The sequence below is a fragment of the Streptomyces sp. SID8374 genome (genome assembly GCF_009865135.1).
GTDB lineage: Bacteria > Actinomycetota > Actinomycetes > Streptomycetales > Streptomycetaceae > Streptomyces.
The window spans coordinates 1690191-1710296 of record NZ_WWGH01000001.1; the positions used below are offsets into that span (position 1 = coordinate 1690191).

13 protein-coding genes are annotated in these 20106 nt (G+C 71.5%); 7 read left to right on the forward strand and 6 right to left on the reverse strand.

Annotated features, from left to right (window positions below; translation table 11 throughout):
• Window positions 1–373: 373 nt before the first annotated feature.
• On the forward strand, window positions 374–1051 hold the full coding sequence (locus tag GTY67_RS07595; RefSeq protein WP_093691762.1) for a winged helix-turn-helix domain-containing protein: 678 nt from the start codon (window positions 374–376) through the stop codon (window positions 1049–1051).
• Window positions 1052–1126: 75 nt separating this feature from the next.
• Here GTY67_RS07595 and GTY67_RS07600 read toward each other — a convergent pair whose 3' ends face one another.
• Window positions 1127–3268, reverse strand: a complete 2142-nt coding sequence (locus GTY67_RS07600) for an MMPL family transporter (protein ID WP_202461357.1) — start codon at window positions 3266–3268, stop codon at window positions 1127–1129.
• Between the two features lie 299 nt (window positions 3269–3567).
• Here GTY67_RS07600 and GTY67_RS07605 point away from each other — a divergent pair, with 299 nt between their 5' ends.
• From GTY67_RS07605 to GTY67_RS07615, 3 genes are all read left to right on the forward strand, one after another.
• On the forward strand, window positions 3568–4839 hold the full coding sequence (locus tag GTY67_RS07605) for a sensor histidine kinase (protein ID WP_161278172.1): 1272 nt from the start codon (window positions 3568–3570) through the stop codon (window positions 4837–4839).
• Window positions 4824–5471, forward strand: a complete 648-nt coding sequence (locus GTY67_RS07610; RefSeq protein ID WP_093691766.1) for a response regulator transcription factor — start codon at window positions 4824–4826, stop codon at window positions 5469–5471. The genes GTY67_RS07605 and GTY67_RS07610 overlap by 16 nt, the downstream gene beginning before the upstream one ends.
• Before the next feature lie 157 nt (window positions 5472–5628).
• Window positions 5629–7227, forward strand: a complete 1599-nt coding sequence (locus tag GTY67_RS07615; protein WP_161278173.1) for a DUF1996 domain-containing protein — start codon at window positions 5629–5631, stop codon at window positions 7225–7227.
• Window positions 7228–7316: 89 nt separating this feature from the next.
• On the opposite strand, the gene GTY67_RS07620 is transcribed toward GTY67_RS07615, so the two are convergent.
• Complete coding sequence (locus GTY67_RS07620; RefSeq protein WP_161278174.1) at window positions 7317–7814, reverse strand: hypothetical protein; 498 nt, start codon at window positions 7812–7814, stop codon at window positions 7317–7319.
• Window positions 7815–7841: 27 nt separating this feature from the next.
• Window positions 7842–8609, reverse strand: coding sequence for a class I SAM-dependent methyltransferase (locus GTY67_RS07625; RefSeq protein ID WP_161278175.1), 768 nt, complete (start codon window positions 8607–8609; stop codon window positions 7842–7844).
• A gap of 93 nt (window positions 8610–8702) precedes the next feature.
• Here GTY67_RS07625 and GTY67_RS07630 point away from each other — a divergent pair, with 93 nt between their 5' ends.
• From GTY67_RS07630 to GTY67_RS07640, 3 genes are read left to right on the forward strand one after another with little or no spacing between them, the layout of a single operon-like run.
• On the forward strand, window positions 8703–9608 hold the full coding sequence (locus GTY67_RS07630; RefSeq protein ID WP_093691774.1) for a metal-dependent hydrolase: 906 nt from the start codon (window positions 8703–8705) through the stop codon (window positions 9606–9608).
• A 3-nt stretch (window positions 9609–9611) separates the two neighbouring features.
• Window positions 9612–10697, forward strand: coding sequence for a PDR/VanB family oxidoreductase (locus GTY67_RS07635; RefSeq protein ID WP_161278176.1), 1086 nt, complete (start codon window positions 9612–9614; stop codon window positions 10695–10697).
• A 35-nt stretch (window positions 10698–10732) separates the two neighbouring features.
• The gene (locus tag GTY67_RS07640; protein WP_161278177.1) at window positions 10733–11470 is read left to right on the forward strand and encodes a TetR/AcrR family transcriptional regulator; all 738 of its coding nucleotides are present in this window, start codon (window positions 10733–10735) and stop codon (window positions 11468–11470) included.
• An 81-nt stretch (window positions 11471–11551) separates the two neighbouring features.
• On the opposite strand, the gene GTY67_RS07645 is transcribed toward GTY67_RS07640, so the two are convergent.
• From GTY67_RS07645 to pulA, 3 genes are all read right to left on the reverse strand, one after another.
• Entirely contained in the window at window positions 11552–12256 is a 705-nt protein-coding gene (locus GTY67_RS07645) for a DUF2470 domain-containing protein (protein ID WP_093691780.1), read from the reverse strand.
• Between the two features lie 140 nt (window positions 12257–12396).
• Window positions 12397–14547, reverse strand: coding sequence for an NB-ARC domain-containing protein (locus GTY67_RS07650; RefSeq protein WP_161279980.1), 2151 nt, complete (start codon window positions 14545–14547; stop codon window positions 12397–12399).
• 180 nt (window positions 14548–14727) lie between these two features.
• Complete coding sequence (pulA, locus tag GTY67_RS07655) at window positions 14728–20046, reverse strand: pullulanase-type alpha-1,6-glucosidase (RefSeq protein WP_161278178.1); 5319 nt, start codon at window positions 20044–20046, stop codon at window positions 14728–14730.
• Between the last annotated feature and the right edge of the window lie 60 nt (window positions 20047–20106).

The window sequence follows — 20106 nt, forward strand, 5'->3', positions numbered from 1 at the left end:
TCCCCTTGTCCTTTCCCCACTCGTTCCCTTACTCGTTCCCCGCTCGTTCGAGACCGGAGGAAGGAAAAGTGAGCAAGAAAAAGCGCAGCGTGAGGAAGGTAACGCCAAGAGTCCGTATCGACGGGTGAGAGGAGTCTGATGCATTGCCGCAATGTCTGCTTCAATGGAGCCATGGCCAGCTTCCAGTACATCGCGTCGGGTCGCAGCGACCTCGAGCCGTTCTGGCCTTCCCGTCAGCACCATGATTTCGACCGGGTGTGTTGCCGCGCGTGGAACGCGCAGGCCCTCTAAAGCCGCTCACCCCGGCCTTCGGTCCGCGCGCACGACGTAAGTCCGTCCTCGACGACTCCTCGCGCGAAAGAGCTGACCCTCCATGGCGAACACTCGTACTTTCTCCGCCGCTTCCGCTGCCACCGCAGCCTCCCCGGCGCCCGCTGCGGCCAACCCCACCGCCCGCTCCCTCTCCCCCAACCGGCACCGCCTGCGCGCCGTCGACCGTGACGAGGTCGCCCGGCTCTCCGACGTGGCCGACTTCCTGCCGCCGGGCGCGACCTGGCTGCCCGCTCCCCAGCACACGCTTCCCGCCCTGCCGGGCCAGCCGCCGATGATCGGTTACCTGGTGCTCGTCCCGGCCGACCAGCAGCCCGCGCTCGCCGGTGCGGTCGCCGCCTCCCAGCAGGCCTCCCAGCACACCCGCCAGCCCGACCGGCAGGGCCGCGCGCCCTTCGGCCAGCAGTTGGCGCCGGAGCCGGTCGAGGAGGCGCCGTCGCCCGGCCCGGTCCGGATCGACTCGACGCGGCGTACGGCCTCCGTCGACGGGGTCACCCTCGACCTCACGTACCTGGAGTTCGAGCTGCTGGCCCACCTGGTGGCGCACCCGCACCGGGTGCACACCCGCGACCAGCTGGTGACGACGGTGTGGGGGTACGGGCACGTGGGCGACGGGCGCACCGTCGACGTCCATGTCGCCCGGCTGCGCCGCAAGCTCGGTGCGGAGCACCGGCGTTCGATCCAGACGGTCCGCCGGGTGGGGTACAAGTACACGCCCTGACCGGCCCGATCGCCCCGCACGTCCGGCGGCCCCGGACCACGGTTCCGCACCGTGGCCCGGGGCCGCCCCCGTGTGTCACACCTTCTGACGTACGGGGGTGGCGTCCACGCGCGGGGCCGGCTCGTCGCCCTCCAGGCTCGGCAGCCGGGAAAGGCCCTTCGGCGTACGCCAGTTGCGCTCGCCGAGGAGCAGCATCACGGAGGGCAGCAGCACCATCCGCACGACGGTGGCGTCCAGCAGCACCGCCACGGCGAGGCCGACGCCCATCTGCTGCATGTCCTGCATGGAGAGCGTCCCGAACACCGCGAAGACCGCCACCATGATCGCGGCCGCCCCGGTGACCGCCCCGGCCGTGCGGCGGATGCCGGTGGCGATCGCCGCCCGGTTGTCCAGGCCCTCGCCTCGGGCCTCACGGATCCGGGAGACCACGAACACGTGGTAGTCCATGGAGAGGCCGAACAGGACCACCAGGACGAAGAGCGGCATCCACGCCTCGATCGCGCCGACCCCCTCCGAACCGATCAGCGAGGCGCCCCAGCCGCGCTGGAAGACGGCGGTCATCACCCCGTAGGCGGCGGCCACGGAGAGCAGGTTGAGGACGATGGAGGTGACGGCGATGACGTACGACCGGAAGCAGAACAGCATCAGCAGGAACGTCACCGCGGTGATGAACGCGAAGACCGGGGCGATGCCGCGCCGCAGCTGGTCGTTGAAGTCGACGGACCCGGCGGTCTCCCCGGTGACGTACGCCCGCGCTCCCGTCCCGTCGAAGGCGGCGGGCAGCCGCCGCTCGCGCAGTTCGGTGAGGCCGGCGGTGCCGTCCGGGAGGGGGACCTCGATCTCGGCGACGTTGGCGGCGCGGTGGACGGTGACGTTCTCGAAGCCCGCGAAGGCCTTGCCGATGTCCGGGGCCGTGATGTCGGCCGCCTCGACGACGACCAGGGCGGGGGCCGGGCCGCCGGGGAAGCTCCCGGTGATGGTGCGGTGGGCGACGGAGAGCTGTGAGTCGGAGCCGAACTGCTCCTCCAGGCCCAGGGTTTCGGTCTTCATGCCGAGCGCGGGAGCGGCCAGGCCGAGGAGGAGGACGGTGGCGGCGACGGCGAAGAGGCGGGGGCGGGCGAGGACGGGGCCGAGGACCCGGCCCACGATGCGGCCGCTGCCCGGGGAGGTGTGGCGGGCGCGGCGGTTGAGGAACGGGATGCGGCCCGCGTCGACGCGGTCGCCGAGCCAGGAGAGCAGCGCGGGCAGGACGGTCACCGAGCCGAGCATGGCGATGAAGACGACGATGATCGTGGCGAGGGCGAAGCCCTTGAACAGCAGGAGCCCGGAGAGGAACATGCCGCCCATCGCGACCATCACGGTCAGCCCGGAGACGAGCACCGCCCGGCCGCTGGTGGCGGCGGCGATCCGCAGGGCGGTCTCGGCGTCCCGGCCCGCCGCCCGCTCGTCGCGTTCGCGGCGCAGGTAGAAGAGGCAGTAGTCGACGCCGACGGCGAAGCCCATCAGGAACATCACGGAGTACGTCGTCTGGAACAGGTGCAGTTGGTGGCTGGCGAGGGAGAGCAGGCCGAAGGCTGCCAGGCACGCGGTGAGGGCGAGGCCGACCGGGAGGAGGGCGGCGACGGCGGCGCCGAAGGCGACGAGCAGGATGCCGAGGGCGAGCGGTACGGCGGTGAACTCGGCCCGCCGGAAGTCGTCGGCCAGCAGGTCGCCCAGCCACTTGCCCGCGCTGGCCTCGCCGAACTGGTGGACCTCGACGCCCGGGTGGTCCTTCGCCACGGCCGCCACGGCGTCCAGCACCGGCTGGACCCGGTCGGGGGCGGTCCGTGCGTCGCCGCGCATCGCGAAGGTGATCAGGGCGTCCTTGCCGTCCTCGGAGGGGAGGGGCGCGGCCAGGTCCTGCACCTCGCCGGTCGCCCGTACGGCATCGGTCAGTGCTGTGGCAGCCGCCTTCCAGTCGCCGGGGGCGGGGGCGGAGACCATGACCAGTTCGCCGGCGGGCTTGGCGAGACCGGCGTCCTGGAGGATCTGCTCGGCGCGGGCGGAGTCGCCGGCCCCGTTCTCCGCGTCGGACATCTCGACCATGCCGGCCGCGCCGCCGATGCCCGCGGCGAGCAAGACGAAGAGCAACCAGCCGAGAACGGCCGTCTTGCGGTGGTGTGTGCTCCACACACCGATGCGTGCCGCGAGGTTGTGCCTCGCGCGGTTGCGCTTCATGCGATGTCGCCCCCAGAAATGCCAGAAATTGTCAGAGATAACAGAGATGTTCGATATGCCAGAGATGAGTGCCGGACGCGTACGTACGTCCGTCGGAACGCTTCGAATCTAGGAACCGGGGGCCCGTCCGCCCCAGCCGCCGGACCCCCCGGTCGCGAGGGGCCGGCACGAGGGTCGGGGGTGGTGCCAGCCACACCCCCGGGTGGGTGGCGTACCGGCTGCCGCCGCGGGGCGGTCGGAGGCGAGACTTGCAGCGGAACGGGGGCCGGCTCGGGTCCCGTGAGGGGAGAGGGAGCACCATGAACGCACTCGCGACACGGGTACGGCCGCCGATGCTGGCGGCGGGACGAGGGCTCGTCCTGTCGGTCTACGGGCTGGCGGTCTCCATCATCCTGTTCGTCCTCGCGGTGCTCTCGATCACCTTCATCCTGCTGGGCATCGGGGTGTTCACCACGCCGCTGGTGCTGGAGGGGGTGCGCCGCCACGCGAACCAGCGGCGGCTGTGGGCGGCCGACTGGTCCGGTGTACGGATTCCGGTCCCGTACCGCCCGTTCCCCCCGGACCTGCGCCGGGGGGTCACCGGGCAGGTGGAGCGGACCACGCTGCTGCTCAAGGACCCGGCGACCTGGCGGGACCTCCAGTGGCTGCTGGTCGACATGACGGTCGGCCCGGTCGTGGCGATACTCGCCGCCGCTCTGCTGATCTACCCGGTCGAGGGGCTGGTTCTGGCGGCGGGGCTGTGGCGCGTGTTCCAGGACGGCAGCCCGTACTGGTACGGGTTCGTGCCCGTGGACAGCCAGGCGACGGGGCTGGCCGCACTGGCGCTCGGGGCTGTGGTCCTCGCCGTCGGTCTGAAGGCCGCGGCGCCGCTGCTACGGCTGCACTTCGTGATCGCCCGCCCGCTGCTGGCGCCCACCCCGGAGCAGACGCTGGCGCAGCGCGTGGACCGGCTCACCGAGACCCGGCACGAGGCGGTGGACACCGCCGCCTCCGAGCTGCGGCGCATCGAGAGGGACCTGCACGACGGGGCGCAGGCGCGGCTGGTCGCGATGGGGATGAACCTGGGCACGATCGAGGCGCTCATCGAGAAGGACCCGGCGCAGGCGAAGAAGATGCTGGCGATGGCCCGGGAGTCGTCGGCGGAGGCGCTGACCGAGCTGCGCGACCTGGTCCGGGGCATCCACCCGCCGGTCCTCGCCGAGCGGGGGCTGGGCGACGCGGTCAAGGCGCTGGCCCTGCGGCTGCCGGTCGCCACGGAGGTGACGGTGGAGCTGCCGGGGCGGGCGGAGGCGGCGGTGGAGTCGGCGGCGTACTTCGCGGTGAGCGAGGTCCTGACCAATGCGGTGAAGCACTCCGGGGGCGACCGGATCTGGGTGGACCTGCACCACGGCGACGGGATGCTCCGGATCTCCGTGACGGACAACGGCGGGGGCGGTGCGCGGATCGGATCGGGCTCCGGGCTGAGCGGAGTCGAACGGCGGCTCGGTACATTCGACGGCGTCCTGGCCGTCAGCAGCCCCGCGGGCGGTCCCACCATGGTCACCATGGAGCTGCCTTGCGTGTTGTCCTAGCCGAAGACCTCTTCCTGCTGCGCGACGGGCTGGTGCGCATGCTGGAGGCGTACGGGTTCGAGATCGCCGCAGCGGTGGAGACCGGGCCCGAACTGACCAAGGCGCTGGCCGAGTCGGAGCCGGACGTCGCGGTCGTCGACGTCCGGCTCCCACCGTCCCACACGGACGAGGGCCTGCAATGCGCCCTGGCCGCCCGGCGGGCGCGGCCGGGACTGCCGGTGCTGGTGCTCTCGCAGCACGTGGAGCAGCTGTACGCCCGGGAGTTGCTGGCCGACGGGAACGGGGGCATCGGCTATCTGCTCAAGGACCGGGTCTTCGACGCCGACCAGTTCATCGACGCCGTACGACGGGTGGCGGCGGGCGGCACAGCGATGGACCCGCAGGTGATCTCGCAGCTCCTGTCGCGCCGTTCGCAGGACGAGCCGATGGGCGGCCTCACCCCGCGCGAGCGGGAGGTGATGGAGCTGGTGGCCCAGGGCCGGTCCAACACGGCGATCGCCGCTCAGCTGGTGATCACGGAACGGGCGATCGCCAAGCACACGTCGAACATCTTCGGCAAGCTCGGCCTGCCGCCCTCGGACGACGACAACCGCCGTGTGCTGGCGGTGCTTGCTTATCTGGACCGGGGGTGAGCGCCGGTTGGTGCCGCATTGACCTTGTTCGCACGGCAGTTGGGCATTCGGGGCGCTTTCCCGCTGGAGCTTCGTACGAATCGGCCGGGAGGCTGAACAGGGCGCCGGGTCCGCGCGTATGGGACGTCACGCTTCTCCCTCGAAGCAGAGGAGTCCCATGCGACGCACAGCACGTACACCCCGTACGTCCCGCAAGAAACGCTCCAGCCTGGCCAACCGGGCCATAGCCGCCTCCGCCGCCCTGATCCTGGGCGGGGGCGGGCTGGTGGCGGTCAATGTCTACGCCTCTGCGGGGGAAGGGCCGTCCGGTTCGGCGCCCGACACCCGGACCCAGAACGCGGGTCGCCAGATGTCCACCATCGACTGTCCCGATGCCGGTAACGAACTGCCCGACGTGCCCGAGCGGGCACGCCCCGAGGTCGACCGCGAACTCGCCGCGATGGATACCCAGATCACCGATGCCTACCGCCAGTTCGCCGACCGGAAGGAGCAGATATCCCAGGATCCCGGGCTCGCCGAGAACGCCGTGCTCGGCCCGTTGCGGAACAAGCGGACGGCGAGTCTCGACCGCATCGGCATCGCGATCGGGCGCGTCGGAGAGCGGCCCCAGGGGATCGAAGGTCTCGCCGCGTGCAGCCTGCGCGCCGACGACAGCGCCTCCGGCAACCCGGGCGACACGGGCGGCGGCGGCAACGGCGGCAATGGCGACGGCGGCCAGGACAACGGCCAAGGGCAGGACCAGGGCCAGAATCAAGGCCAGGGCGATGACCAGGGCCAAGGCGACAACCAGGGCCAGGGTGGCAACCAAGGCCAAGGCGACGGCCAGCAACCGGGCGACGGCGGTCAGGGTCCAGGCCAGGGCCAGGGCGGCAACGGTCCCGAGCCGTCCGATTTTGTCGACATCCAGTCCGTCCAGCCCAATGTCCAGCGCCCCCGCCAGCGCCGCGGCGCCTCCCGGGGCACCTTCACCACCGACTGCGGCCGTAACGAGAACGGGAAGTTCAACCCGGACAACGTCATCGTCGCGCCCGGCGTGAGCAACGGCGCGCACCATATGCACGACTACATCGGCAACCAGGCCAACGACGCCTTCGCCAGCGACGACGATCTGGCGAACGGCGCCACCACCTGCCGCAACCAGGGCGACCGGTCGACCTATTACTGGCCCGTGCTGCGCCTCCAGAACGGGCAGAACGCGGCCGACGTGAACGACGACGGCGGCGGCAAGGACCAGAACGTCGGCGAGATCCAGACGCCGTCCCAGGTGACCCTGAAGTTCGTCGGCTCCCCCGTCGGCAGGGTCACGGCCATGCCGCGCTTCCTGCGGATCATCACCGGGGACGCGAAGGCGTTCACCAACGGCGACGCCAACGCCAACGCCTCCTGGAGCTGCACCGGCTTCGAGGACCGCCAGCTGAAGGACAAGTACCCGATCTGTCCCGAGGGCAGTCAGGTGGTGCGTACGTTCGCCTTCCAGAACTGCTGGGACGGGCAGAACACCGACAGTGCCAACCACCGCACCCATGTGGCGTTCGCGCAGCCCAACGGCCGTTGCCCGAGCGGGTTCCGGGCGGTGCCGCAGCTCGTCCAGCGGATCGTGTACGACGTGCCGCCGGGGCCGGGGTTCGCCGTCGACTCCTTCCCCGAGCAGCTCCACAAGCCGATCACCGACCACGGCGACTTCATCAACGTCTTCGACAAGCAGCTGATGAAGAAGATGGTGCGGTGCATCAACGACGGGCGCAGGTGCCGCTGATCCGGCACCTGCGGCACCGAGAGGGCCGGTGCCGGTGATTCGGCACCGGCACCGGCCCCCGTGACGCCCGTCCCCCTCGACCTGCGCGGTCAGCTCCCGTGGTGACCGGAGTGCCCTTCCTCGCTCCCCCCACCACCGCTCTCCCCCGAGTGGTGCGGCGAGGCGGTCTCCACCGTCCCCCCGAGCCGGCCGCGCAGCACCGCGACCACCTTCGCGTCACCGACGGCGACCCAGCGCCGGCCGACGAGGTACGAACCGCCGTAGTCCTTCGCCTCGTTGATCCACTCGCGCTGGCCGCGGTCGGTGGCGAAGGTGGTCAGCACATAACGCCCGGTCGACGTCTTGCAGTTGGCCTGCCGGAGCTCCTGGGCGTCGGTCTGTACGTTGGGTTCGCAGCCGGCCTTCTCGGCCAGCTGCTCCAGGGTTCCCGTCGCGGTCGGCGGCGCCGAGGGACGGTCGTTCCCGGCGCCGTCGGCCGTGTTCTGTTTGCCGTCCGCGGTGCACCCGCTCAGGAGCAGCAGTGCTGCCAGGAGGGTGCCAGCGGCCCGGGTGCCGGCTCCGCGTCGCCATTCCGGTTCTGTCGCCATCGGCCCATCCTGCACCCAAAACCGGCCTCAGGTACGGGTGACGGCCAGGCTCGTCACATAGGCCTCCCGGACCGTGCCGCCGGGGAACGCGGCAGCCAGAAGCTCGCGTTCCCGCTCCAACACAGGCTCCGCCACCGCCCGGTCCGCGACCAGGAAGATGGAATGGCTGGCGAGGTTGGCGAGGTGGACGTCGAGGGACACCTCCCGGCTCCACTCCACCTGCCGGGTGCGGAAGTCGACCCCGGCGGGGAGCTCGGCCCGAAGCCGGGCGTCGGGGTCGTACGCCGCCACGTGCTGGTCCTCCTGCCCCTCGCCGAAGGCGTCCAGCACCCGTCGCTTCTGGTCGCCGATCCACGCCACGCGCGGGTCGGAGTCGTTCCACCACAGGGCGAGCGCCCCGCCCGGCCGCAGCACGCGACGCGCCTCGGGGACCGAGCGGGCGGGGTCGGTCCAGTGCCAGGACTGGGCGTACGTGATCAGGTCCAGCGACCCGGTCCGCAGCGGGAGTCGATTGCCGTCACCCCGCACCACGGGCACGTGCGGCAGCCCCCGGCGGAGCTGCCCGGCCATTCCGTCACCGGGCTCCACCGCCGTGACCCTGGCGCCCCGGCCGTCCAGCAGGGCGGTGGCGATCCCGGTCCCGGCCCCCACGTCCGCGACCCGGGCTCCGGCCAGGGGGCGGCCGGAGAGCTCCTCGACCGCGTCCAGCAGGGCGGGCGGGTAGGAGGGCCGGTGGGCGGCATAGGAGGCGGCCACCGCGTCGAACGAGCGGGCGCGGGCTGAGTTCGTCGTCATCCCTCCATCATGGCCGAGCCGCCTCCCGCACGGCGGGCGGGAAATCCCTGCACGCCTCTGGTCCCCCCGGGTACCCGTCAGTACATTGACACCATGTCTAACACGCAGCCAGCGGCGGTCGCGTCCGAGCGGACGCCCCTCAAGGCCCGCAAGGTCTCCTTCGCCTGGGAGAAGACCCCCTTGCACTGGGTGCCGGGCGACCCGTTCACCACGCACACCATCAACGTGCTCCACCTGCTGCTTCCGGCCGGGGAGCGGTGGTTCATCCATGTGTACCGGCAGGTCCTCCCGTACATCCATGACGAGCAACTCCGCGAGGACGTCATCGGGTTCATCGGGCAGGAGGCCGTGCACTCGCAGGCCCATGACGATGTGCTGCCGCATCTGCGGGAGTTGGGGCTGGACCCGACCCCGTACACCGCGCAGGTCGACTGGTTCTTCGAGAAGCTGCTCGGGGACCGGACGCTGCCGCCGGGGCGGCCGTCGCAGTGGTGGCTGATGGAGCGGGTGGCCATGATCGCGGCGATCGAGCACTACACGGCCTTCCTCGGCGACTGGATCCTCAACGCCGAGGCGCTGGACCGCAAGGGCGCCGATCCGACCATGCTGGACCTGCTGCGCTGGCACGGGGCGGAGGAGGTGGAGCACCGGTCGGTGGCGTTCGAGGTGTTCATGCATGTCGACGGCGGCTACCGCAGGCGGGTGCGGACGTGGGCGGCGGCCTTCTCGGCGCTGGTCTTCCTCTGGCAGCGCGGGACCCGGTTCTTCATGGAGAACGATCCGAGTCTGCTGGACGGCAAGGCCTCGTTCAAGGCGTTCCACACCAGCGGGAAGGAAGGGACGCTGCCCAGCACCGGCGCGATCCTGCGGTCCATACCCAGCTACCTCAGCCGCTCGTACCACCCCTCCCAGGAGGGCAGCACGGCCCAGGCCGTCGACTACCTCGCCCACTCGCCCGCGGCGCTCGCCGCCGAGGCCCGTACGACGGGAACGTCCTGACCCATGGCCCTGCCCCGTCTGCGCACCGTCGCCCTCGTCGCCGGTACCGCCCTGCTCACCCGGCGGGCGCTCCGCCGCCGGATCGCCCGGTCCCCGCTGTGGCCGATGCCCGCGCTGGCGGAGCCGATCTCCGGTCACTCGCAGCGGCGGGCGACCAGCATCCGGCGGCTGCTCATCACCGAGCGTGTCGCCGTCGCCGATGGCGTCGTACAACTACGGCTGGAGGGGGCCGCGTTGCCTCGCTGGCAGCCGGGGGCCCATCTGGATCTCGTGCTGCCCTCCGGGCTCGTGCGGCAGTACTCGCTCTGCGGTGATCCGGACGACCCGGGTACCTATACGGTCGCGACCCGGCTGGTGGAGGGCGGGCGGGGCGGGTCCCGTGAGGTGCACGAGCAGCTCCAGGAGGGGGCGGAGATCGAGGTGCGCGGGCCGCGCAACCGGTTCCCGCTGGTGGAGGCGGAAGCGTACGTCTTCGTCGCGGGCGGGATCGGGATCACCCCGATCCTGCCGATGCTGCGCTCGCTGGCCGCACGGGGGGCCGACTGGCGTCTGCTGTACGGGGGTCGGTCCCGGGCCTCGATGCCGTTCCTGGACGAGATCGAGAAGCTCGGCGCCGAGGGTGGGCGGGTGACCGTGGTCGCGCAGGACGAAGCGGGGCATCCGGACACCGGTGCAGTGCTGGCGGGCATCGCCCCTGGTACGGCCGTCTACTGCTGTGGCCCCGAGCCCCTCATGGACGCCGTCACCGCCGCGCTCCCCGAGGGCTGCACCCTGCATCTGGAGCGGTTCTCCCCGGCGAGCGCCGACGCGGTGGGCGCGGCGGACTCCGGTGCCTTCGAGGTGGAGCTGCACCGCAGCGGGCGGACCGTGCAGGTCGCCGCCGGGCAGTCGGTGCTGGCCGCCGTCCGTGAGGAGCTGCCCCATGTCTCGTACTCCTGCGAGCAGGGCTTCTGCGGGACCTGCCAACAGCGCGTCCTGGAAGGTGAGATCGACCACCGCGACGAGCTGCTGACCGACGACGAGCGCGCCGATTCGATGCTGATCTGCGTCTCGCGCTGCCGGGGAGCGCGGCTCGTCCTGGACCTGTAGAGGCCACGCGGCCGCGCCCCGGTTAGGCTGTCCGGATGACGACCGGGGTACGGCGCAGGATGGGCGTCGACGAGCGCAGGCAGCAACTGATCGGCGTCGCGCTGGACTTGTTCAGCCGGCGCTCCCCCGAGGATGTGTCGATCGACGAGATCGCCGCCGCCGCGGGCATCTCACGGCCGCTGGTCTACCACTACTTCCCGGGGAAGCAGAGCCTGTACGAGGCGGCGCTGCGCCGGGCGGCCGACGAGCTGGCCGCCCGTTTCCTGGAGCCGCCCGAAGGGCCGCTGGGTGCAAGGCTGTTGCGGGTGATGGGGCGGTTCTTCGACTTCGTCGACGAGCACGGGCCGGGCTTCTCGGCGCTGATGCGCGGCGGTCCGGCCGTCGGCTCGTCCACGGCCAACGCCATGATCGACGGGGTGCGGCAGGCCGCGTACGAGCAGATCATCACGCATCTGGGGGTGGAAGACCCGCCCGCCCGGCTGGAGTTGGTGGTCCGCTCCTGGGTCTCGCTGGCCGAGTCGACCGCCCTGATCTGGCTGGACGGGCGGCGCATCCCGCGCGAGGAGCTGGAGATCCAGCTCGTCCACGACTTCGCCGCGCTGGCGGCCGTCAGCGCCGCGTACGACCAGGAGATGGCGGGCATCGTGCTGCGGGTGCTCTCCCAGGAGCCTACGGAAGGGCCGTTCGGGGACCTGCTGGCCCGGCTCTCCGCCCTCGCCCCCGCCGTACCGGCCGTCCCGGCACAGCGGCTGCCACGGGACGAAAGCCCCTGAGCCGACGGGCCGTTGGCGCGCGAAGCCCCTGGGCCAGGGGCCGTTGCCGCGCGGGACGAAAGCCCTGGCCCGACAACGCCCCTACGCCGGAAGGCCGTTGCGGTGGGAGACGCGGCGGGCGGCGGCCAGCAGGGCGTGGATCTGCGGGCCCGCCTGGTCGATGTCGGTCACCGGCTTGGGGAACGGCAGCCGCACGTCCCGGTGGCTGCGCGGGTACTCCAGGCGCAGCGTCACCCCGTAGCGGTCCATCGCCAGCGGTACGGCCCGCACCATCCCCCGGTCCGGGTGCGGGCGGACCAGGCGCAGCAGCAGGGGCACGAGTTCGCTGTGGTCGTCGACCAGGTGCGTCAGCATGCCCGCCTCGCACGCGGCGACCGGGTCCGTCTCCGTCCGCTCCAGCTCCTCCAGCGTGACGAACGTACGGCCCTCGGCGTCCTCCAGGACCGCCTGGCCGAACTCCATGCAGGTGGAGGCCTCGGTGTCCGTGCTGTACGGGGCGGCCAGCAGACCGGTCACCGTGACCCGGGCGCGGAGCCGGTCGCGTACGGGAGTGGGGGCGATGTCCGTGAACTCCAGGCGCGCCGGGACCCGCTGCCCGGCCGGGGCGTGGCCGCCCTCGGCGGGGGCGTGCAGGTGGATGTGGCCCATCGCCCCCGTGCCGTCCAGGCGGCGGACTTCGGTCTGCACCCCGTCGCTCACCACCGTCATCGAGTGGGCGACGACGAGGATCGACCGGACGCGCTCGGCGCGGGTCGGCTGCGTGGCACGGGCGCTGAAAGGACGCATCCGAGTTCTCCAGAGGCGGTCAGGAAACCCAAGCGGTCACTTAGGTATGCCTAACCTAACTCACGATGCACGGGTCGGGGTAGTCCGCCGTCAGAATCCGTCCTTCCACATCACTCCCCCGGGGCGCACTCCCGGGCCTCCTAGAGCTGGAGCTCGCTCTGTAGCGCCGCCGCCAGGCCGACCTCCGCGTTGTCCGCCTGGCCGCGTTCGAAGGCGCGCTGGTACGCCTCGTCGCCCACCGCCGCCCGCGCCTGGAGCTCGCAGGTCTCGCGGACCGCGCCCAGCTCCGGCGTACCGCGCTGGGGGTGGCCGACCATCCGCCAGTACGCGTGCCCCGTGCCGTACACCCGGGCGGCCTGGGCCCCCGCACCCTGGGCGGCGATCGCGGCGGCCAGGATGTCCAGGCCCAGCGCGATGCCGAAGCTGTCGCGGAGCCGGTGCTTGCCCGCGAGCATGGCCCGGGCGTGCGTGGCGGAGGCCTCCGGGCGGCCCTGGAGCAGGGCGATCAGGGCGAGCTGGTAGTCCGCGTAGGAGCGGGTCCAGTGCTCACCGCCCCGCTCGCAGGCCCTCCGCAGCGCGGCGGCCGCCCGCCCCGACTCGGTGAGCCGGCCCAGCGCGGTGAGCGCGAAGACGGTGACGAGGCGGCAGCGCAGCCGGTGGGCGGACTCCACCGGGACAGTGCCCCCACCGGCCTCGGAGGCTGCCGTGACCCGCTGTTCAGCGGACCCCCCGTCCGAAGGAGCCGTCTCCGTCATCCGCAGCACCCGTTCCGCCGCCTCCAGCGCCGCCGCGGGCTCACCGTTCATCAGCTGGGTGAGCCCCGAGAGGTAGGTGGCGCCGAGCATCCCCTCGTCGTCCCGGTCGTGGAGCGCGATGGCCGTGCAGAGCGCCCCGTACTTCTCGGCGGTCGCGAAGTCCCCCTGGAGCAGGGCCGCGACCCCGAGCACCCACTGCAACCGGGTCCGGTGCGTGCCCTCCACCGGGCCCGATTCCAGGGCCCGTTGGGCGTAACCTCGGGCCTCCGACAGATGGCCGCAGCAGGCCCAGAAGAAGCCGACCCGGCCCGCCATCTCCTGGGCCCCCGCCACATCGTGGGCGAGCAGGTGGTCCAGGGCGGCGCACAGGTCCAGGTGGGCGTCGGCGACCCTGTGGTACCAGGAGACCTGGTCGGGGCCGGTCCAGCCGTCGTGGGCGCGGCGGGCGAGGCCGAGGAAGCAGGCGGCGTGCCGGTCGGCGGCGGCCCGCTCCTCGCCCAGCTCGGTGAGCCACATGCGGCCGTACTCGCGCAGGGTGTCCAGCATCCGGTAGCGGGTGCCGTCCCACTGCACGACGGACTGGGCGACGAGCCCTTGCAGCGCCCGGTCCACCTCGTCCGGGGTGAGCGGCCCCCCGGTGCACACCTCGCGCGCGACCTCCTCGTCGAAGTCCGTACGCAGCAGGGTGAGCCGTGCCCACAGCAGCCGCTCCAGCGGGGTGCACAGCTCGTGGCTCCAGCCGATCGTCGTGCGCAGGGTGCGGTGGCGGCGGGGCCAGAGGGAGTCGTCGGCGAGGAGGTCGAGGCGCGATGCGGTGAGGTCCTCGGCGTCGACCGGGGCGTCGAAGCGGGTCCCGATACGGGTGGCGAGCTGGGCCACGGTGTGGCGGCCGATGCCCGCGGCGGCCAGTTCGATGGCGAGCGGGATGCCTTCGAGGCGGCGGCAGATGTCGGCGGCGGCCGCCCGGTCGCCCGGCGCGTCCAGCCCCGCGTGCGGGTCGCCCGCGCGCAGCCGGTCCTCGAAGAGCTGGAGCGCGTCGGGGGCGCCGTCGACGGGGAGCGGCTGGATGCGGACGACGTGCTCGCCCCGGGTGGCGAGCGGCTGCCTGCTGGTGACCAGGACGGTCAGGCCGGGCGAGGTGGTGAGCAGCTCGGCCAGCAGATGGGAGCAGGGGGCGCGCAGGTGCTCGGCGGAGTCCAGGACGAGCAGGAGGCGCTTGTCGCTGAGCCATTCGCAGAGCGCCTCGACGGGCATCCGCAGGGTGTGGTCGGCGAGCCCGACCGCGTCGGAGACGGTGGGGAGCAGGAGCGCGTCGTCGTAGAGCGGGGAGAGGTCGGCCCACCAGGCGCCGTCCGGGTAGCGGTCGGCGGCCGCGCGGGCCGCCCGGACGGCGAGCCGGGTCTTGCCGACACCGCCGGGACCGATCAGGGTGGTCATCCGCCGCGTGGTCAACGCGGTGTCCAGCCGGGCCAGTTCGGCCCGCCTCCCGACGAAGCTGCTCGTCTCCTCGGGAAGGAATCCCACCTTGGTCATCATCACCGTCCGGCACGCTGGGGCAGAGGGCGCCGGTGAGCCGACCGCGCCGGGCGGAACTCCTGCCGCACGAACCGGGCCGGTCCCGCCCCCGGGCAGAGGGGGCGGGACCGGCCGGGTGGACCAGGACGGCTTGCGCGGCTCCTTCGCCGACGTCTGCCGTCACCGTAGTGCCGGTGGCTGTCAGCGCAGGACGAAGACCGCCACCGTGCGTCCCGGTACGGTGAAACTGGCTGATTTCGCGTCGTACCTGGCTCGTTTGACCGTAAGATCCGCACCCTTGGCCTGGACCGGGTGCAGGGCGTACGACTTCCCCGCCGGGGCGGCGAGCCGCTGGGTGGCGGTGTCCGGGGTGGCGTTGAGGACGACGGCGAGCTTGCCCAGGCGCATGGTGATCACGCCGGGGGTCTCGTCCTTGCCGGAGAGCGGGAAGGACAGGGCGGACTGCACCTGCCCGGTGGTGGTGAGGGAGAACTCCTTCTCGGTCGTACGGATGGTGAGCAGGTCGCGGTAGGCGGCCGAGGCGCCGTCGATCTGGGCGCACTGGGGGGCGATCGTGGCGGAGGCCGTCAGCAGCGGCTTGGCGTACGACCACTTGTCCTGGTTGTCGGCGGCGGGCGGCAGGCCCCGGCCGAAGCCGTTGCCGTCGCGGCAGTCCCAGTGCAGGGCGTTGAACCAGTCGCCGCTGTCGTAGGAGTTGCGGTCCAGCGACTTGGAGCGCAGCAGGTCCGAGCCCGCCTGGGAGAGCGAGGGGCCCTGCGACAGGACGGAGGCGCCCATCGCGACCACCTGGGCCCTGGCCCGCTCGGCGGCACTCGTCCCCGCCGGGAGCTTGAAGGCGAGGGTGTCGAAGAGGGTTTCGTTGTCGTGGGCGTCGGAGTAGGCCAGCGCGTCACCGGGGACGGCCGCGTATCCGGCGGGCGCCCCGTTGTAGTCGACGTCCGAGCCCTTGACCGTACGCCCGGAGGTGTCGGTGAAGGTGTAGTCGGCGAGGTTGCCGGTGAGGCCGACCTTGATCAGGTCCTGGTAGTGCAGCAGCCGGGCCTTCTGCTCGACGCGGCTGCCGTTGGCGGGTGAGGAGTTGGGGTCGGTGTAGAGGCCGGTGGCGAAGCCCTGGACGCCGGGGTCCTCGTCGAAGGGGCCGCCGCCGCGCACGGCGTCACGGGCCCGGTCGGAGAAGGTGGCGATGCCGGTGCCGGCCATGTTCTTCTGGGTGGCCTGGACGAAGCGGGCGTCGTCGGCGATCTCGCCGAAGTTCCAGCCCTCCCCGTACAGGATGATCTTCTTCCCGTCGACGCCGTCCTTGGCGGGCGTGAGCCGGTCCAGCGCCTTGCGGACCTCCAGGATGTTCTCCTTGGGGTGGTGGCCCATCAGGTCGAAGCGGAAGCCGTCGACCTTGTACTCCTTCGCCCAGGTGACGATGGAGTCGACGACGAGCTTGCCCATCATGGTGTTCTCGGGCGCGGTGTTGGCGCAGCAGGTGGAGGTGGCGACGGTGCCGTCCTCCAGGAGCCGCTGGTAGTAGCCGGGCACGATGCGGTCGAGGACCGACTTGTCGTCCTGGCCGGAGGCGACGGTGTGGTTGTAGACGACGTCCATGACCGTGCGCAGCCCGGCCTGGTTGAGGCCCTGGACCATCTGCCGGAACTCGACCGTGCGCTTGGTGCCGTCGGGGTCGGAGGCGTACGAGCCTTCGGGGACGGTGTAGTGGAACGGGTCGTAGCCCCAGTTGAACCCGTCCTTGGCGGCGGCCTTGCTCACGCAGGCCTGCTGCTCCTCGGAGTCGGGGGCGTAGACGTGCAGGTCGCACGCGGGCTTGGCCTGGTCCTTCTTCTTCTCGGGGATGGTCCCGATGTCGAAGACGGGCAGCAGGTGGACGTAGCTGGCGCCGGAGTCCGCGAGCTTCTTCAGGTGCCGCATGCCCTTGGACCGGGTGTCGGTGAAGGCCAGGTACTCACCGGGGTGGGTCGCCGTGCGGTCCGTGATGGAGAAGTCCCGGACGTGCAGCTCCTGGATCTGGGCGTCCCGCAGCGGGGTGGCGGCGGGCTTCTTCAGGCCGGACCAGCCGCGCGGCGCCAGCTTCGGGTCGGTGAGGTCGACGACGAGGCTGCGGGCGGAGTCGGCGGTCAGGGCGGTGGAGTAGGGGTCGGTGACCTTGTTGGTGACCAGTTTCTGGACGGTGGGCGCCCAGACGGTGACGGCGTACCGGTAGGGCTTGCCCTGCCAGTCCTTCTTGCCGGTGACCGACCAGACGCCGGTGCGGTCGTCGCGCTTCATCGGGTGTGTACGGCCGTCGAGTTCGAGGGCCACGGCCTGGGCGGTCGGGGCCCACACGGAGAGCGTGGGCGTGCCGCCACGGAAGACCGGGCCGAGGGACGCGTCGGCCGCCTTCTTCCCGTACAGGTCGTCCAGGATGCCCGCCGTCTGTACGCCGGTTGCGGCGAGCAACGCGCCATTCGCGGCCCGCTGCGTGGCGATGAGCTGACCACGCAGGGACTCACGGACGCGGTCCCGGTCGCGGGGGTCGACGGTGAAGGCCGGATACTCCTTCAGGTGCGGGAACTTGGCCTTCTGCGCGTCGCTGAGCGCGGCCTGGTTGAGCCGCAGCCACTGGCCCTCGTCGGAGAGCGCCCCGTCCACGACGGAGATGCCGCCCTTCTTGGCGTACACGAGCTGCTGGCTGGTGGCGTCGGTCGTCTTCACCTTCCAGACGACGGTGTCCGCGTCGATCCACTGCGCCTCGGCCTTGGTCAGATCGGGGGCCGCGCCCCCGCCGACCTGCGGAAGCAGATAGCCGGGCTTGCCGCCGATCATCCAGACCTCGTGGCCGTACGTGGCGAGGTCGAGGGACTGGTCGCTGGGGAGGTCCTTCTCGTCACCCTTGTGCAGGATGTAGCTGAGCGAGGTGGCCCCTTCGACGAGCGGCACCTCGAAGGTGACTCCGTACGCGTCCTTCTTCACCGGCATCAGCGGCTTGGCCCAGTCGGTGGGCTCCTTGGCGCCGGTCCAGGTGTGCAACCCCCAGCCGTCGTAATTCCCGTCGGACCGGTGGTAGTTGAGGACGGCTTTCGTCGTGTCCTGCGGCGGCGCCTCCGGGGCTTCGACCGCCTGCTCGTCCTTGCCCTGCTGGATCCAGACCTGCCCGGTCACCCCGAGGTCGATGCTCCGCTGCGGCCCGTCCGCCGTGCCGTTCTTCTCGACGGTGTACGGGACGGAGTCCGTGCCCTTCTCCAGGTCGATCCAGGCGAACGCGCCGTACGCGTCCCACCCGATGAACTCGGCGCTCTTGTCACCGGACTTGAGCTGCCATCCCTCGTAGTCGCCGTCCGCGCGCTGGTAGTGCACGACGGCCCGGTCACGCTCGACGGCGACGGGCTTCGGCACCGGCGGGGTCTGCCCGGCGGTGGTCGTGGCGAGAGCGCTGGAGGTGCGGCCCGTCCGGTCGACGGCAACGGCCTTGTAGCGCAGGGGCGTTCCGGCCTTGACGGTCTCGTCAAGATACTGCGTGACCTTGTACGGGGCGTGGTCGGCCGAACCGAGCGTCTGCCACTTCCCGTTGCCCACCTGGGCGGCGAAGACGACCCGGTTGAGCTGTCCGCCGTCCACATCGGCGGCGATCTCGACGGTGCCGGTGGCTCCGGCGGCCGGGGCCTTCAGGGTGATGGCGGGCTTGGCGGCGGGTGCGCCGAGCGGCTTCTCCGCCCGCAGCACGATGCTGGAGAGGGCGGGCACGGTGACGGTCACCTTCGTGTCCGCACCGCTGCGGACGGTGCCGGAACCACCGTAGATCGTACGGAAGTCGACCCCCGCCGACTCCACCGCCAGCTGGACCTTCTTCGGCGTGGTGGCGTTGTTGGAGGCCACCAGGTACTCGTACGGCCGCTTGGTCTCGATGCGCGAGGTGGCGTACACCGACCCTTCCGCGTACCGCTCGCGCTGCACCCCGTCCCGCAGCGCCGGGTGCTCCTTGGTGAGCTTCGAAAGCCCGGCGATGGAGCGGTAGATGGGGTGCTTGGTGTCGTACGCGTCCGAGGCGTGGGTGCGGTCGGTGTCGAGCTGGTCGTCGTCCAGGTAGTCGGCGGTCTTCGAGGCGAAGAGGGTCTGGCGGGCGTCCTTGTCGCCGCCCGCGCCGGTGAAGCCCTGCTCGTCGCCGTAGTAGATCACCGGGTTGCCCCGGCCGAGGAACATCAGCTCGTTGGCGAGCCGGGCCCGCTTCAGCAGCTCCGCGTCATCGGCCTTGGGGTTGTCCTGCTTGAGGAAGGTCCCGATGCGGCCCATGTCGTGGTTGCCGAGGAAGGTGACCTGCTCGTAGGCGTTGGCCTTGTCCGTGGTGTAGCGGTAGTCGTCGCCGTACACCGAGGCGAGCCGGTCGGCCGGGGCGCCCTGGGAGGCGAACTGCCGGGCGGCCTCCTGGAAGGGGAAGTCCAGCGTCGAGTCCAGCTGCCCCCGCGTGACGTACGGCGAGGTGATCGCCGGGTCGGCGGAGTAGACCTCACCGAACATGAAGAAGTTCTTCCGCCCCTGCTTGGCGGCGTACGCGTCCAGCGCGGTGGCCCACTGGGTCCAGAAGTCCAGGTCGACGTGTTTGACGGTGTCGATGCGGAACCCATCTATGCGGAAGTCGCGGACCCACTTCTCGTAGATCTTCTGCATCCCCTTCACGACCTCGGGACGCTCGGTCCACAGGTCGTCGAGGCCGGAGAAGTCGCCGTACTCGTTGGACTCGCCGGCCCACGTCGAGTCGCCCCGGTTGTGGTACATCGTCGGGTCGTTGAGCCAGGACGGGACCTTCTTCTCCGTGCCGGGCGCCTGGACCGGGGTGTACGGGAAGGAGTCCTGGTCGACCTTCTTGATGCCGTCCCGGTCGTCGAAGGGGCGGCCGCCCTTGTCGAGGTAGGGGAAGGCACCCTTGGGCTTGTAGCCGTAGGCCTTCTCCGCGTAGTCGACGGTGTCGGCGGTGTGGTTGGTGATGACGTCGAAGAAGACCTTCATGCCCTTGGCGTGGGCCTTGTCGATCAGCTTCTCCAGGTCGGCGTTGGTGCCGAAGTGCGGGTCGACCTGGGTGAAGTCGGTGATCCAGTAACCGTGGTAGCCGGCCGAGGCGTCCTGGCCGGTGCCCTGGACGGGCCGGTTCTTGAAGATCGGGGCGAGCCAGATCGCGGTGGTGCCGAGGCCCTTGATGTAGTCCAGCTTCTGGGTGAGGCCCTTGAGGTCGCCGCCCTGGTAGAACCCCTTGTCGGCGGGGTCGAAGCCGTGCTCCAGGCGTGAACCCTTCAGCCCGCCCCGGTCGTTGGCGGTGGAGCCGTTGGCGAAGCGGTCCGGCAGCACGAAGTAGAACTGCTCACGGGTGAGGTCGTGCCGGGCCGACTCGCGCGCCAGCCGGGCGTCGGAGGGCGGTGCGGGTGGTCGGGGCGATGCGGCGGCGGTGGCCGCCGGGACGACGGGCAGCAGCGCCACGCAGAGCGCGGCAACGACCCCTCGTCTGAGGGTGGTTCTGGACACGAGAGGGGTGCTCCTCGGCTGGTGTCAGGAGGGTTGGCCGTGGGCCGGAGGCAGCACGCC

Coding starts and splice junctions, on each gene's coding strand:
- GTY67_RS07595 (WP_093691762.1), top strand. CDS start 374: ATGGCGAACACTCGTACTTTCTCCGCCGCTTCCGCTGCCACCGCAGCC.
- GTY67_RS07600 (WP_202461357.1), bottom strand. CDS start 3,268: ATGAAGCGCAACCGCGCGAGGCACAACCTCGCGGCACGCATCGGTGTG.
- GTY67_RS07605 (WP_161278172.1), top strand. CDS start 3,568: ATGAACGCACTCGCGACACGGGTACGGCCGCCGATGCTGGCGGCGGGA.
- GTY67_RS07615 (WP_161278173.1), top strand. CDS start 5,629: ATGCGACGCACAGCACGTACACCCCGTACGTCCCGCAAGAAACGCTCC.
- GTY67_RS07620 (WP_161278174.1), bottom strand. CDS start 7,814: ATGGCGACAGAACCGGAATGGCGACGCGGAGCCGGCACCCGGGCCGCT.
- GTY67_RS07625 (WP_161278175.1), bottom strand. CDS start 8,609: ATGACGACGAACTCAGCCCGCGCCCGCTCGTTCGACGCGGTGGCCGCC.
- GTY67_RS07630 (WP_093691774.1), top strand. CDS start 8,703: ATGTCTAACACGCAGCCAGCGGCGGTCGCGTCCGAGCGGACGCCCCTC.
- GTY67_RS07635 (WP_161278176.1), top strand. CDS start 9,612: ATGGCCCTGCCCCGTCTGCGCACCGTCGCCCTCGTCGCCGGTACCGCC.
- GTY67_RS07640 (WP_161278177.1), top strand. CDS start 10,733: ATGACGACCGGGGTACGGCGCAGGATGGGCGTCGACGAGCGCAGGCAG.
- GTY67_RS07645 (WP_093691780.1), bottom strand. CDS start 12,256: ATGCGTCCTTTCAGCGCCCGTGCCACGCAGCCGACCCGCGCCGAGCGC.
- GTY67_RS07650 (WP_161279980.1), bottom strand. CDS start 14,547: ATGATGACCAAGGTGGGATTCCTTCCCGAGGAGACGAGCAGCTTCGTC.